Raw genomic sequence first — 14,301 nt, forward strand, 5'->3', positions numbered from 1 at the left:
GCGCAAACCGCTATCATCCGAATCCTTCGAAACACGGCTGCGGACTTCACGGCATGCGTATTCTCCACACCTCCGACTGGCACCTGGGCCAGCATTTCATGGGCAAGAGCCGCGAGGCCGAGCACCAGGCGTTCTGCGCCTGGCTGATCGAACAGGTGCGCGAGCAGGGCGTGGATGCGGTGATCATTGCCGGCGACATATTCGATACCGGCGCGCCGCCCAGCTACGCCCGCGAGCAGTACAACCGCTTCATCGTCGAGCTGCGCGACACTGGCGCGCGCCTGGTGGTGCTGGGCGGCAACCATGACTCGGTGGCGATGCTGGAGGAATCCCGCGACCTGCTGGCCTGCCTGGATACCCAGGTGATCGCCGCGGTTGGCAGCGATCTCGAGCGCCAGTTGCTGGTGCTGCCGCAGCGTGACGGCCAGCCCGGCGCAATCCTCTGTGCGATTCCCTTCATCCGGCCGCGCGATGTGCTCACCAGCCAGGCCGGGCAGAGCGCGCAGGACAAGCAGCTGGCGCTGCAGCAGGCGATCCAGGCGCACTACCGCGAGCTGTTCGAGCGCGCCGAGGCGCAGCGCAAAGCCGTCGGCCGGCATCTGCCGATCATCGCTACCGGGCACCTCACCACCGTTGGCGCGAGCGCCAGTGAATCGGTGCGGGAAATCTATGTCGGCACTCTGGAGGCCTTCCCCACCAGCGCCTTCCCGGCGGCGGACTACATTGCCCTCGGTCACATTCACCGGCCGCAGAAAGTCGGCGGCCTGGAACATATCCGCTACAGCGGCTCGCCCATTGCGCTGAGCTTCGACGAAGCGACCCAGGGCAAGGAGGTGCTGCTGGTGGAGCTGGATGACAGCGGCCTGCGTAGTGTCACCGCACTGCCGGTGCCGCGCTTCCAGCCGCTGAAGTCGGTATCCGGCAGCCTCGCCGAGCTGCCCGCCGAACTGGCCCGCGTCGCCCGCGAGGGCAGCGTGGAGCAGCCGGTCTGGCTGGAAGTCATGGTGCATACCGATGACTACCTGACCGATATCCAGCTGCGCGTCGAGAAACTCTGTGAGGACCTACCGGTGATCGTCCTGCGCACCCGGCGCGAGCGGGGTACGGCGCAGGCGGCGTTGTTCAGCGAAGCGAAGGTAACCCTCGACGAGCTGAGCCCCGAAGATGTGTTCCGCCAGCGCCTCGACGCCGAGGAGCTGGACGACCCACTGCGCGAACGCCTCACCGGTCTGTACCGGGAAGTTCTCGCCGAGCTGCAGGAGGATCGCCCTTGAGAATCCTCAGCCTGCGCCTGAAGAACCTCAACTCGCTGAAGGGCGAATGGAAGATCGACTTCACCGCCGAACCCTTCGCCGGCAACGGCCTGTTCGCCATCACCGGGCCGACCGGGGCGGGCAAGACCACACTGCTCGATGCCATCTGCCTGGCGCTGTACCACCGCACGCCGCGCATGAGCGTGCTGTCGCAGAGCGGCAACGAGCTGATGACCCGGCATACCGCCGATTGCCTTGCGGAAGTCGAATTCGAGGTGAAGGGGCAACCTTACCGTGCCTTCTGGAGCCAGCGCCGTGCCCGCGACAAGGCCGAGGGCGCGTTGCAGGCGCCGAAGGTGGAACTGGTGCGTATCGATCGCGCCAGCGGCGAGGGGCAGATCCTCACCGACAAGATCAACGACAAGCTGAAGCAGACCGAAACCCTCACCGGGCTCGACTTCGAACGCTTCACCAAATCCATGCTGCTGGCCCAGGGTGGCTTTGCCGCCTTCCTCGAAGCCAACGCCAACCAGCGCGCGGAATTGCTGGAGGAACTCACCGGCACGGAAATCTACGGGCTGATTTCCCAGCGCGTGTTCGAGCGTACCCGTGAGGTACGCAGCGCGCTGGAGCAACTGCGCGCCCGCGCCGATGGCTTTGAACTGCTCAGCGCCGAACAGCGCGCCGAACTGCAACAGCAGGGCCACGACGCTGCCGCCCAGGAAACTGCCCTGCAGGCACAGCACGCGGCCGTTCAGGCACAACGCCGCTGGCGCGAGGACCTGAGCCGCGCTCAGCAGCAGGTCGAGCAGGCTGGTGCGAAAGAGGCCGGCGCTCGCCAGGCGCTGGAACAGGCAAAGCCCGATCTGCAGCGCCTGGCGGACAGCGAGCCCGCCGCTCGCCTGCAACCGCTGCACCAGGCCTGGCGCAGTACCCACGAGAGTGTCGAACAGGGGCACGCGGCGTTGCAGGACAACCGCGCGCAGCAGGCGTCCAGCCGTGAAGCGGTCGCCCAGGCGCTGTGGGCAGCTAGCCAATACGCGCAGCAGACGCGGGATGCGCGCGAGCGCGAGTACAAGACCGTCAGCGAACAGCGCCAGGAACTGCAGGTGCGCCTGGCGCAGCAACCGCAGCGCGCCAGGTTGGGTGAGCTGCTTGGCGGCTGGCGCGCGCAGTTCGCCCAGCGCTCGCGCCTGGCCCAGGCCGTTGCCGATTTGCAGCGGCAGGCACAGGCGGCTGACCAGGTGATACAGGCAGCAGCCGCGCAGCGACAGACCCTGCAGGGCAACGTCGATTTCATGCAGCAGCAAGTCGACTCGGCTGTTGCGCAGGAGAGCCTGCAGCAGCAGAAGCTCGATGCCTTGTTGGCCGGTGCGAGCGAAGCCGGCCTGCGTGAAACCCTGCAGCAGGCGCAAGTGCAAAGCCGTGGGCTGGATCGTCTCGAGCAATTGGCCCAGGCCCGCGCCCAGGCCGCCGCACAACTGGCTCACTGGCAGCCGGAACTGGACTCGCTGGGCCAACGCAGGGCCGCGCGCGACACCGCTATCGTCGCGTTGCGTGAGCGTTATCAGGCGACCAAGCAGCAGGTCGCCGACAAGGAAAAACTCCTGCAACAGGAGCAGCGCATCTACCAGCTGGAGCATCTGCGCGAGCAATTGCAGCCCGGCGAGGCCTGCCCGTTGTGCGGCTCGTCGGAGCACCCGGCGGTCGCGGCCTACCAGGCGCTGGATGTGTCCTCTACTCAGCAGGCGCTGGGGCAGGCGCGCGAGCAACTGGCCGAGCTGGAAAGCCAGGGCATCGCCCTGCGAGGCGAGCTGGCCGGGCTGGATGCGCAACTGCAGCAGGGGCAGCGCCAACTGCACGAGGCCCAGACGTCATTGGCGCAGCATCAGCAGGCGTGGCAGCAAGCGTGTGAAACCCTGGGGGTCGCGCTGGAGGATGACCGGCAGCTCCGCGCCGAGCGCGAACGTCATGAAACTTCGCTGACGGCCTTGCAGCAGCAACTGAGCCTGCTGGAAGAGCTCCGCGGCCTGCTTCAGCAGGCACAACAGCAACGCCAGCGCGCCGAGCGCGATCACACCGAAGCGGCGCAGCAGTTGGCGCTCTTCGACCAGCAACAGACCCACGAACGCCAGCGCCAGGAAGAGCGCGCGCAGCAGCTCGCCACCCAGCGCGCTGACCTGCAACAGCAGGACCAGACGCTGGCCGCCGCGCTCGGCGAGCTGGGCTATGGCGTGCCGGCAGACGGTGAGCAATGGTTGGCCGAACGCGCGATGGAGTGGCAGCAGTGGCAACACGACCAGCAGCGTGCGCAGGAGCTGGCAGCAGCCGAACGCGATGCTGAACAGGCCGTTCGAGCGGCGCAACAGCTCGCAGCGCAATGGCAGCAGCGTTGGCAGGCCGCTGGCTTCGACGCGCGCCAGCCGTTGGCGCAGCACGCAGCCGCGCAGCAGGCATTGGCGCAGGTGGAGGAGCAACTGGCGTCCGCCCAACGCCAGGCCGACGCCTTGCAGGGGCGCGAGCAGTCGTTGGCGGAACGGCTGGAGCAGGACCAGGCACGCCTCGTCGAACGCCTGGCGAACTGGCAGCAGGCGCTGGCGGCGAGTCCTTTTGTCGACGAGCCAGCCTATCTCGCGGCCCTGCTGGACGACGACCAGCGTGCGCAACTGACCCAGCTGCGCCAACGCCTGGAGACTGCCATTACCGAAGCCGTCACGTTGCGGGCCGCTGCTGCCCGGGATGTCGAGCGCCTGCAAGCCGAGCCCCACGGCGAACTGCCGCTGGAACAGCTCGACCAGCAGTTGCAGGCGCTTGCCGCGCAGTTGCGCGAGCTGGGCCAGCGCCAGGGCGAGATTCGCGCCCAGTTGCAGGGCGACGACAGCCGTCGCGCCAGCCAGCAGAGCCTGTTCGCGGATATCGCCCGGCAGGAGGAAGAGCACGACCTCTGGCAGCGCCTCAACAGCCTGATCGGCGCTTCCGACGGTGCGCGTTACCGGCGCTTCGCCCAGGGCCTGACGCTCGACCACCTGGTGCGCCTCGCCAACCGCCAGTTGCAGCGCCTGCACGGCCGTTATCAGCTGGCGCGGCGCAGCGATGGCGAGCTGGAGCTGGAAGTGGTGGATACCTGGCAGGGCGATACCGCACGCGATTGCAAGACGCTGTCCGGTGGCGAGAGCTTCCTGGTCAGTCTCGCGCTGGCGCTGGCGCTGTCCGATCTGGTCAGCCACAAGACCAGCATTGATTCGCTGTTCCTCGACGAAGGTTTCGGCACGCTCGATGGCGAGACCCTGGAGGTCGCGCTGGACGCTCTCGACAGTCTCAATGCCACGGGCAAGACCATCGGTGTGATCAGCCATGTCGAAGCGCTGAAGGAACGCATCCCGGTGCAGCTCAAGGTGCACAAGGGGGTCGGCATGGGGTACAGCCAGCTCGACGCGCGCTTCCGTTTCAACCCGGAGCAAGCCTGATGGACATTCAGCTGCAGCACTGCGCAGAGAGCGATCTGGCGGACTGGATCGAGCTGCGCCTGCAACTCTGGCCGGGCGATTACGCGGAGGAGTTCGCCGAGGAAGCACGTGACATGCTCGCGCAGCCACAACGCTACGGCGCCTGGCTGGCCCGCGATGAACAGGGCAGGGCGCTGGGGCTGGCGGAGGCCTCGGTGCGCAGCGATTACGTGAATGGTACCGATGGATCGCCGGTGCTGTTTCTCGAAGGCCTCTACGTCCGCGAGGACGTGCGCCGGCAAGGCGTGGCGCGGGCCCTGGTGCGCACGGTGCAGGCCTGGGGCGGCGTTCGCGGCTGTGTGGACTTCGCCTCGGATGCGGCGCTCGACAACACCGTCAGCCATGCCTTGCACCGCGCCCTGGGCTTTGTCGAAACCGAGCGCGTGGTGTACTTCCGCAAGCCACTCCACGATTGATCCACATCAGGTGGAACGCGAGCACAGCACGGCTGTCAACTTGCAATCGACGCCAGGCGAGATAGGCTCAAGACCGCGTAAGTCAGCCGCTCCTGCCTGGGTCGGCATCCACAGGTATCGTGATCTTTCGTAGAGGTGATTGGTGATGAAGAAATCCGCATCGGCTCCGAAGAAACCCGCAGCGGCCAAACCCGCCGCGAAGCCGGCTGCGAAAGCGGCCAGTAAACCTGCCGCAAAACCCGCCGCTGCCAAGCCGGCCGCCAAGCCCGCTGCCAGCAAACCCGCTGCCGCGAAGACGGCTGCTGCCAAGCCTGCCGCTGCAAAACCGGCTGCTGCCAAGGCCGTCCCGCGCCGTGCGCCCGCGCTGGCCACGCCGTCTGACCTGAGCAAGAACGCCACCCGCGATCTGTCCGCGGCGCTCAATCGCCTGCTGGCGGATGTCTTCGCGCTGTACCTGAAGACCAAGAACTTCCACTGGCACGTGAGCGGTCCGCACTTCCGCGACTACCACCTGCTGCTGGATGACCACGCCACCGAAATCTTCGCGATGACCGACGCGATTGCCGAGCGCAACCGCAAGATCGGCGGCAACACCATCCGCTCCATCGGCCACATTTCGCGACTCAAGCGCATCCTCGACAACGATGCCGAATTCGTTCAGCCGCTGGATATGCTGGCCGAGCTGCAGGAGGACAACAAATCGCTGACCTCCTACATGCGCGAGGTCCATGACCTGTGCGACGAGTACCACGACATCGCCACCGCCAGCCTGATCGAGAACTGGATCGACGAAACCGAGCAGCGCACCTGGTTCCTCTTCGAGACCAGCCGCCGCGGTGACAGCACAGGGCATTGATCGGTACGACAAGAAAGACCAAGGCCGCCTTCGGGCGGCCTTGTCTTTGGTAGGAGCGAGCTTGCTCGCGAACCGATCCACATCGGGCTCACCGGCTGGATAGTTCGCGGGCAAGCTCGCTCCTACAGTTCAGGGATGGCTCTGCCAGAAGGTCGAGAACTCCTCGAAGGGGTAGCGCGTGCCGTCGTAGCTGACGGTCTTGCGGACTGTCCTCGAAGCGCCGACATTCTCGCCCGCCGATTCGCGCTGCACCTTCGCGCCGATGATCAGGTCGGCAAAGCCGTGATGGATTTCCGGGCCCATCGACAGGGTGAGTTGTGAGCGCTCGATCAGCGTGTTCCCATCGCTGCAGGTCTGGCCTTCGAGTGTCGTCCATTGCCGCAGGTAGGTGCGGAACACCTCCTTGAGTTTGTCGCCCTGCGGCGCGTAGAGGCTGAAGTCGTCGTAGGACCAGGCATCCGGGCAGCTCGCGCCGCGCGCCACGCTGGCGATGATCAGGCCGAAGCCGCGCACATCCGGCGCCAGGCGATAGCGGGCGGTGTCGAGCCACAGGCTGGAGCGATCGATCTCCACCATGGCGTCCTCGCCGATGCTGTCGTCGACGCGCGTCACCAGCTTGCCGCTGGCCGTGTCGAGCTGGCCGACCAGCAGGTTCAGGTTGCGCTCGCCGGGCTCGGTTTTGTCGTCCGCCGCGCTGTAGGCGACAGCAACGACCTGCAACTGCGGATCATCCGGCCAGGGTTTGCACGCTGCGGCCACCACTGGCGTTGCCGCAGCGGACTCCGGCGCCTGCCAGCCGTGCTGGCCGAGCAGCCCGGCGAGCGTCTGCAGGGTGGCGTCAGCGCAGGGTTGTGCGGTGCGTTCCGCCGCACCGGCGCTGCCGGCAAGTACCAGCAGCGCGGCGCAGGTCCATTTCCCTATGGGGTACATCAGTGGCTCCTTGTGCGGCCGGAGGATCAGCGACCTTCGCTGTCCTTCCACTTGTTCATCAGGGTATTGGAAACCAGGCTTTCGTCGAGCAGCTTCTTCGCCGTCTCCACGCCGGCCACCGGCAGCCCGGCGGGGTCGAGCAGGCCGATCTGCACCAGCACGCTGGCCTGGTCCCAGTAGATGTGCTCGTGGCACAGCTTGTCGCCGCGGAAGCGGATCACCCCGAGCATGGGGATCTCCACGTACTTGCCGGTGGGCGCTACGCCGGGGAGCATCCAGTCGACTTCGCTGGAGTGGGTGAAGCACATGACGAACTCGTCCACCACCTGCAGCGCGCCGACAGTGCGGGAGATCGGTACCAGCTTCATGTCCGGCGGATTGCCGTGGACGAAGTGGTTGCGATAGAAGCGCGCCAGTTCGTCCTGGCCGACGCCGCCGGTCATGGTGGGGATATGGTTGACGTAAGGTTGGGCGACCATGGTTGCCATGGTGGCGGGCACATCGCGGGCGGCGAATTCGTGGTGGATGTGATCTTCCCAGAGCTGCGACAGGTCGAAGTCCGGGCCGATCTCGCGCTTGAGTGCGCCGATGCTGCGCTCGTGGGCCATCAGAGCGGCGGGCTTGTCGAAGTGCATGCCGTTGGGACGGGCGAAGGCATGGTCGACGCCGGGGTAGCTATAGACCTCCGCCTTCGGCAGCTTGCCGAGCACCTCGCCGATTGCGGCGCGGGCATTGGCGTCGCAGTACACGTCCTGCTCGGCGAAGTGCAGTACCAGGCGGCCACGGATGTTCGGTGCTTCGTCGAGCATCTGCTCGATACCCATGCCGTAGTAGCCCACCGAGCAGGCGGCATCGGTGCGTGCGGCGGTGAGGTAGGCCAGCTTGCCGCCCAGGCAGAAGCCGACGTAGCCGATGCCACGGTCTTCCACTGCCGGCAGGGCGCGCAGGGCGTCCATGGCGGCGGCGATGTCGTCTACGCCCTTGTCCACGTCGAAGCGCTGGAACAGGCCGATCGCCTGGCCGAACTCGGCTTCGCTGTAGCCCAGCTCCAGGTTCGACTGCAGGCGCCAGAACAGGTCGGGCACCAGGGCGACGTAACCTTCCTCGGCGTAGCTGTCGGCGATGCTGCGCATGTTGGCGTTGACGCCGAAGATCTCCTGGCCGATCACCACGCCGGGGCCGCGCCCGCTGGCCGGTACCGCGAGATAACCGCTGAAGCTGCCACTGCCGTCACGCGCGGCGATGCTGATGCTCTTGCCCATGTTCCCTGTCTCCCAGGCTCGTTGTGGTGGTGTTCTGGCGCCGCATAGGGTGCGTGCTTGAGCGGCGCCTGCCAAGAGGGCCTGAAGCTTGTGAGGGAAAGTAGCGCAGCGCTACCATCACGCCCCCCATGGAAAAGGAGCTTCGGGATTGGATCGCATGGAGAAGACAAAGGGTATCGCGCGCATCAGTCTGCTGCTGGCACTGGCGGCATTGGCGGCATGCAGCAGCGTCAAGGAGGACGAGGCGCCACGACTCGTAGCACGATACATGGCTCCTCCGGAGTATCCGCAGGAGTTCCGGCCTCTTGGCATCGATGGCTCGGTGAAGTCCACTTTCGATATCGAGGCCAGCGGCAAGGTCTCCAACGTGCAGATCGTCGAGTCGACCAATCCCGCGCTGGCCGACGCCGTGCGCGAACGCCTGGCCCAGTGGCAGTTCGAACCTTGGAAACCGACTGACACCCATCCGGCGCCGCAGAAGGTCATCAAGACCTTCAATTTCAAACAGGTCGAAGCCGGCACGCCCATGCTGGGGGCGGACAAGTCGGCGGACGAAAACGAAGCGAAGCCTGGCGAGGGGCTGGCGAACACGATTCGCGACCTGCTCGCCCAGCCGTGCAGTGCGATCAGCAGCCAGTATGCCGATTTCCACAAAGCCTACCCTGATCGTCCCCTGGACCAGTTGCCGAGCTTTCGCATGACCAGTGGCGCGCTGTTCCTCGTCCAGCTCAGTGGCAAGCTGGATGTCGAGAAGAACCTCCAGGTCGGCAAGCTCTTCGATGCCGCTTTGCCCAATGTACTGGAGCGATGCCAGCAGCAGCCGGAGGCAGTTTACTCTGACGTCCTGTTTGATGAGATGCGCCGCGCGCGTGTTGACAGCGCCCGCTCCTGAGTCGACAAACAGGGTTGGACCTATAGGAGCCAAACCATGTTGATGCGCGCTCAAACTTCCTCCCTGCTGATCATCGACATCCAGGAACGCCTGTTCCCGGCCATTCACGACAACGAGGCGGTGCTGGAACACAGTGCCTGGCTGCTGGCGATCGCGCGCCGGCTGGGCGTGCCGGTGCTGGTTACCGAACAGTATCCGAAGGGGCTCGGGCCGACGCTGCCGGCGCTGCGCGGCGAGCTGGGCGAAGGCGAGGTGCTGGAGAAGATTGCCTTCTCCGCCGTTACTGACGCGGGCCTGCTGCAGATGCCCGGTGGCGATCGCAGGCAGTTCGTGGTGTGCGGCACCGAGGCCCATGTCTGCGTGCTGCAGACGGTCCTCGACCTGTTGGCGGAGGATCGCGAAGTGTTCGTGGTGGAAGAGGCAGTCGGCTCGCGTCGTCCGCAGGACAAGGCACTGGCAATGGAGCGCATGCGTCAGGCCGGCGCGGTGATCGTCTCGCGGGAGATGGTCGCCTTCGAGTGGATGGAGCGTGCGGGGACAGAAGTCTTCCGTGAGATCAGCAGGCAGTTCATTCGCTGAGCTGCCTCAGCGCGTGACGAACAGCCGGTCGCCGAGGAAGTCGAGGAACACCCGCAGCTTCAGCGGCATGCGCCGCCTCGCCGGCCACAGTGCATGGAAGCTGCCCTGGTGCGCGGTGTGCTCCGCCAGCACCTGCACCAGCCGGCCTTCGCTCAGCGCGCTGCGCACCGCGAAGTCGGGCAGGCAGGCGATGCCCATGCCCTGGCTGGCGACGTTGATCAGCATGTCGGCGGTATTGCAGATCAGCCCGCCGTCCAGGCGCGGCTCCGGTTCCCCTGGCTGCAGGTGCAGTGGCCAGCGCTGCACCAGGCCGCTGCTCGGGTAGCGATAGTGCAGGCACAGATGCTGGTTGAGGTCCGCCGGTCGACGCGGCGTGCCGTATTGGCGCAGGTAGCCCGGCGCCGCCACCAGCAGCAGGCTGAAGTCGCCCAGCTTGCGCGCCTTGAGCCGCGAGTCGCGCAGCTCGCCGCCGCGCACTACGAGATCGAAACCCTCCTCGATGACGTCCACCAGCCGATCGGTGAAGTCGATGTCCAGTTGGATGCGCGGGTAGCAGCGAAGGAACTCCGGCAGCACCTGCGGCAACAGCCCGGCCACCAGTGGCATGCTGATCTTCAGCCGGCCGCGAGCCTGCTGGGTGGACAGCGCCAGCTCCTGCTCTGCGGCTTCCAGTTCGTCGAGGATGCGCCGGCAGCGCTCGAGGAACAGCTGGCCTTCGTTGGACAGGCTCAGGCTGCGCGTACTGCGGTGGAACAGGCGCACGCCCAGGCGCTCTTCCAGACGCGCAATGCTCTTGCCCACCGCCGAAGCGGAAAGCCCGAGCAGGCGGGCGGCCTGGGCGAAGCTCAGGGAATCGGCGACCTGGAGGAACACGCGCAGGCCGTTGAGGCTGTCCATGTGAATGTATCCGTGTGGGCAGGCGGCCATTGTGCCGCTTGGCAGGGTATGAATTGCGGACAGAGGTATCCGTTATGTTCGGAATCCTAGCCTGTTTTTCCGCAATGCCGGGTTGTTTAACTTTCGCCGGGTCTTCCACGGAATATTGCGGACCCACCATGAGCCCTTCCCACGACACTCCTGATAACCGGCCCGAGGCCTCGCGCTGGCTGCTGTTGCTTGCCGCCAGCCTGACGGCGGTGCTGATCCCCCTGTGCTTCACCGGCCCGGCCGTGGTGCTGCCGGCCATTGCTCATGAACTGGGCGGCTCGGCGGTGGCGCTGAGCTGGATCGTCAATGGCTACGTGCTGGCCTACGGTGCGGCGATGATGGCGGCGGGCAGCCTGGCCGACGTCTATGGCCGCAAGCGCATCTGGCTGGTCGGCCTGGCGTTGTTCTGCGCGACTACCCTGGCAATTCCGCTGGCCGGCTCGGTGGCGGCCATCGACGTGCTGCGCCTGCTGCAAGGCGCGGGCGGCTCGGCGGCCTTCGCCGCTGCCATGGCAGCCCTGGCGCAGGAGTTCGACGGGCCGATCCGCACACGGGTCTTCAGCCTGCTGGGAACGACCTTCGGTGTTGGCCTGGCCTTCGGCCCTTTGCTGGCCGGCTGGCTCACCGACGGGCCGGGCTGGCGCTGGGTGTTCCTGGTGCCGGCGGTCTGTGCACTGGCTTCGGTGCCGGTGGTCGTCTACTTCTGCCGCGAGACCCGCGACCCGCAGGCGCGCGGGCTGGACTGGCCCGGCGCGCTGAGCTTCACCGCCGCGCTGAGCCTGTTCACCTACGGCCTGTTGCTGGCGCCGGAACAGGGCTGGAGCAGCGCTCCGGTGATCGTCACGCTGGTAGCCAGTGCCGTGCTCCTGGCGGCATTCATCGTCATCGAAGGTCGCGTCGAGCGCCCATTGCTGGACCTCTCACTGTTCAGCCAATGGCGTTTCGTCGGTGTGCAACTGCTGGGCGCGTCGCCGGCTTTCGCCTACGTGGTGCTGATCGTGCTGTTGCCGGGGCGTTTCATCGGCGTCGAGGGCCAGGGCGCCCTGCAGGCCGGCTGGACCATGCTGGCGCTGTCCGCGCCGCTGCTGCTGGTGCCCTTCCTGGCAGCGCTGCTGGCGAAGCATTTCAGCGCGGGCAGCCTCTCGGCGAGCGGGTTGCTGATCGTCGCGGGCGGGCTGCTCTGGCTGGCGCACAACCTGGCGGGAGGCGTCGCGCCGGATGCGCCGCTGCTGATGATCGGCATCGGTATCGGCCTGCCCTGGGGGCTGATGGATGGGCTGGCGGTGAGCGTCGTCGAGCGCGAGCGCGCCGGCATGGCGACCGGCATCTTCAATACGGTGCGGGTGTCCGCCGATGCGGTGGCCATCGCGGTGGTCGGCGCCTTGCTGGCAACCTTGATCGCAACGCAGCTGGAGCCGCTGGGACTGGCCCCGGCGGAGCGCCTGGCGAGCGCCAACCAGTTGGCCATCGGCAACCTGGCGGCGGTGGTCGAGCAACTGCCGCAAGTGCCCGTGGAGCAGTTGCGCGGCGATTACGTGGCGGTTTTCAGCCGGGTGCTGGAGCTGCTGGCGGGCGTGACCCTGGTGGTCGCCGGGCTGGTATTCGTGCTGCTGGGGCGGGAGCGAGCGCCGGTGCTCGCCGCCGAGGCGTAGGGCGAATAAGCGCTTGCGGTTATCCGCCGCGCTCCGGGTGACGGCGGATAACGCGTGCCGCGTTATGCGCCCTGCGGCAAGGTTCGACGGTGCTCGGGCTCGAGAAAGGTCCAGGCGACGAAGCGGCTCTGCTTCTGGCCCTGGGCCATGTCGACAGTACGGATGCTGATGGCGCCGGCCTTCTTCAGGGCGCGACGGAAGTCGTCGAGGTTGCCGGCCTTGGAGACCAGTGAACTGAACCAGCGCACCTGCTGGCCGACTTCCGCGCTTTCCGCCGCCAGTTTGCGCAGGAAGGCGATTTCACCGCCTTCGCACCACAGCTCGTTGCTCTGTCCGCCGAAGTTCAGCTGGGGCAACTGGCGCGATGGGGCGAGCTTGCCGAGGTTCTTCCACTTGCGCCGGCTGCCGCTGCTGGCCTCGTCGGGGGAGGCGTGGAAGGGCGGGTTGCACAGGGTCGCATCGAAGCGCTCACCGGCGCCGAGCAGGCCACGGAAGATGTGCCGGGGATCGTGCTGCTGGCGCAGTTCGATGGCTTCGTTGAGGCCCGGGTTGCCGTTGACGATGGCGTGGGCCGAGGCCAGGGCGGCGGGCTCGATGTCCGAGCCGAGGAAGCGCCAGGCGTAATCGCGGTGGCCGATCAGCGGGTAGATGCAGTTGGCGCCGACGCCGATGTCCAGCACACGTACCCCCGGCCCGCGCGGCACGCTGCCGCCGTTGTCCTCGGCGAGCAGGTCGGCGAGGTAGTGCACGTAGTCGGCGCGACCAGGAATCGGTGGGCAGAGGAAGCCGGCGGGAATATCCCACTGGCCGATGCCGTAGTGCGCCTTGAGCAGCGCACGGTTGAATACGCGCACGGCCTCGGGGTTGGCGAAGTCGATACTCGGCTTGCCGTACGGATTGGTGATGACGAAACGACCCAGCTCCGGGCAGCCCTCGATCAGCGCCGGGAAGTCGTAATGCCCCTGGTGCCGGTTGCGCGGGTGCAGCAGATTCGGCCGCTTGGCGGCAGGGTCGCGCAGGGCTTGGGCGGGTTTCGCCGGCGTGGCGGGGCGTTTCGGCGGTTTCGATGGTTTTGGCATGAGGGCGCGCGGGGCAGGGAAGCGGTGGGCGATTTTCCCACAGTTGAGCGCTTCAGCCGAGCAGCACGTTACCCAGGCGGTCGAACAGCAGGCAGCACAGCAGCAGCGGAATCGGCAGGCCGAGCGCAGTGCCGAGCATGTACGGCCAGAAGCCGATGCCCGAGAGCGCCAGGCTGTAGTTCAGCGTCGGCGAGGTGATGAATGCCTGGCGCAGGAGGAACACGCTGCTCGCCGGGCGCTGGTCGAGGTGGCTGAATACCGCGCGGGTCAGTTTGTTGTTCAGCAGGCGCAGGCCATTGCCGCCGACGGCGCGTACCACCAGGAAGGTGAAGCCGCAGGAAAATACCGCCGCACAGTAGGTGATCAGCCCACCCCACAGCTTACCCATGGCCAGCACTGCGGCGGCGAGGAACAGCAGGCCGGGAATGTGCAGCAGGTTGCCCAGGGCGAACAGGCCGGCGAACAGCAGCAGGCCGCGCAGGCGATTGTCGGTCAGCTCGGCGCGCAGGTAGTCGAGGCTGAACTCCTCGTGCAGGCCGCTGGCGCGGTAGAGCAGGAGCAGCACCAGGGCGAAAGCCAGCAGCAGGATCAGTCGGCGATAGCGCCAGAGGATGGGGGGAACGGCAAGCATGCTGGCGGGCTCAGGGGTACTGCAGGATGTCCTTGATCTTCGACAGGTGCGCGGCGATCCAGCGCGGATCGATGGCGCCCCAGTCGCGGATGCGGTAGTGGCCGGCGTTGTTGCGCTCGCCGTCGTGCTGCTCGAAGGCGCAGTCGATGTCCAGGTCGGCCAGCGCGGCCAGGGTGTCCTGGGCAGTGCGCCGGGGCATGCCGGTGGCTTCCATCAGCGCCGGTACGCTGGTGGCGGTGCCGCTGTCGATCAGCCAGGCGACGTAGAGGCGGCGGTAGAAACTGCTTTTGGTCTTGCTCACTTCCATCGAGAGGTTTC

Annotated in this window: 13 protein-coding genes; 7 read left to right on the plus strand and 6 right to left on the minus strand. The window is 66.7% G+C overall.

The genetic code is table 11. From position 1 onward, the window contains the following. Window positions 1-53: 53 nt before the first annotated feature. The 4 genes from sbcD to N5C91_RS06205 all read left to right on the plus strand — a co-directional run bounded on the left by sbcD (window position 54) and on the right by N5C91_RS06205 (window position 6,031). Window positions 54-1,274 (plus strand): exonuclease subunit SbcD, encoded by a 1,221-nt coding sequence (gene sbcD, locus N5C91_RS06190; RefSeq protein WP_279828537.1) that lies wholly within the window; start codon window positions 54-56, stop codon window positions 1,272-1,274. Continuing rightward, entirely contained in the window at window positions 1,271-4,720 is a 3,450-nt protein-coding gene (locus N5C91_RS06195; RefSeq protein WP_279828539.1) for an SbcC/MukB-like Walker B domain-containing protein, read from the plus strand. Before sbcD ends, N5C91_RS06195 begins: the two co-directional genes overlap by 4 nt. Further along, entirely contained in the window at window positions 4,720-5,175 is a 456-nt protein-coding gene (gene aac(6') / locus N5C91_RS06200; RefSeq protein ID WP_279828542.1) for an aminoglycoside 6'-N-acetyltransferase, read from the plus strand. Before N5C91_RS06195 ends, aac(6') begins: the two co-directional genes overlap by 1 nt. A 364-nt stretch (window positions 5,176-5,539) precedes the next feature. Further along, window positions 5,540-6,031, plus strand: coding sequence for a DNA starvation/stationary phase protection protein (locus N5C91_RS06205; RefSeq protein WP_279828683.1), 492 nt, complete (start codon window positions 5,540-5,542; stop codon window positions 6,029-6,031). A gap of 129 nt (window positions 6,032-6,160) precedes the next feature. On the opposite strand, the gene N5C91_RS06210 is transcribed toward N5C91_RS06205, so the two are convergent. Together N5C91_RS06210 and N5C91_RS06215 are read right to left on the minus strand one after the other, a co-directional pair. Next, entirely contained in the window at window positions 6,161-6,961 is an 801-nt protein-coding gene (locus N5C91_RS06210; RefSeq protein ID WP_279828544.1) for a hypothetical protein, read from the minus strand. A 26-nt stretch (window positions 6,962-6,987) separates the two neighbouring features. Beyond that, window positions 6,988-8,223, minus strand: a complete 1,236-nt coding sequence (locus N5C91_RS06215; protein ID WP_279828546.1) for a dienelactone hydrolase family protein — start codon at window positions 8,221-8,223, stop codon at window positions 6,988-6,990. Between the two features lie 157 nt (window positions 8,224-8,380). Here N5C91_RS06215 and N5C91_RS06220 point away from each other — a divergent pair, with 157 nt between their 5' ends. Together N5C91_RS06220 and N5C91_RS06225 are read left to right on the plus strand one after the other, a co-directional pair. Then, window positions 8,381-9,115, plus strand: coding sequence for an energy transducer TonB (locus N5C91_RS06220; RefSeq protein ID WP_236174215.1), 735 nt, complete (start codon window positions 8,381-8,383; stop codon window positions 9,113-9,115). Between the two features lie 36 nt (window positions 9,116-9,151). Then, window positions 9,152-9,694 (plus strand): hydrolase, encoded by a 543-nt coding sequence (locus N5C91_RS06225; protein ID WP_279828550.1) that lies wholly within the window; start codon window positions 9,152-9,154, stop codon window positions 9,692-9,694. Window positions 9,695-9,700: 6 nt separating this feature from the next. On the opposite strand, the gene N5C91_RS06230 is transcribed toward N5C91_RS06225, so the two are convergent. Beyond that, complete coding sequence (locus tag N5C91_RS06230; RefSeq protein WP_279828552.1) at window positions 9,701-10,591, minus strand: LysR family transcriptional regulator; 891 nt, start codon at window positions 10,589-10,591, stop codon at window positions 9,701-9,703. A gap of 158 nt (window positions 10,592-10,749) precedes the next feature. Between N5C91_RS06230 and N5C91_RS06235 the strand changes: the two genes are divergently transcribed. After that, on the plus strand, window positions 10,750-12,273 hold the full coding sequence (locus tag N5C91_RS06235; protein WP_279828554.1) for an MFS transporter: 1,524 nt from the start codon (window positions 10,750-10,752) through the stop codon (window positions 12,271-12,273). A gap of 62 nt (window positions 12,274-12,335) precedes the next feature. Here the strand turns inward: N5C91_RS06235 and rlmF are convergent, their stop codons facing one another. From rlmF to N5C91_RS06250, 3 genes are read right to left on the minus strand one after another with little or no spacing between them, the layout of a single operon-like run. Then, complete coding sequence (gene rlmF, locus N5C91_RS06240) at window positions 12,336-13,352, minus strand: 23S rRNA (adenine(1618)-N(6))-methyltransferase RlmF (RefSeq protein WP_279828556.1); 1,017 nt, start codon at window positions 13,350-13,352, stop codon at window positions 12,336-12,338. Window positions 13,353-13,404: 52 nt separating this feature from the next. Then, window positions 13,405-13,983, minus strand: coding sequence for a VTT domain-containing protein (locus N5C91_RS06245; RefSeq protein ID WP_236199460.1), 579 nt, complete (start codon window positions 13,981-13,983; stop codon window positions 13,405-13,407). Between the two features lie 10 nt (window positions 13,984-13,993). After that, on the minus strand, window positions 13,994-14,290 hold the full coding sequence (locus tag N5C91_RS06250; RefSeq protein ID WP_236199461.1) for a winged helix-turn-helix domain-containing protein: 297 nt from the start codon (window positions 14,288-14,290) through the stop codon (window positions 13,994-13,996). Window positions 14,291-14,301 lie beyond the last annotated feature (11 nt).

It is taken from the genome of Pseudomonas sp. GD03903 (genome assembly GCF_029840045.1).
Taxonomy (GTDB): domain Bacteria; phylum Pseudomonadota; class Gammaproteobacteria; order Pseudomonadales; family Pseudomonadaceae; genus Pseudomonas; species Pseudomonas pseudonitroreducens.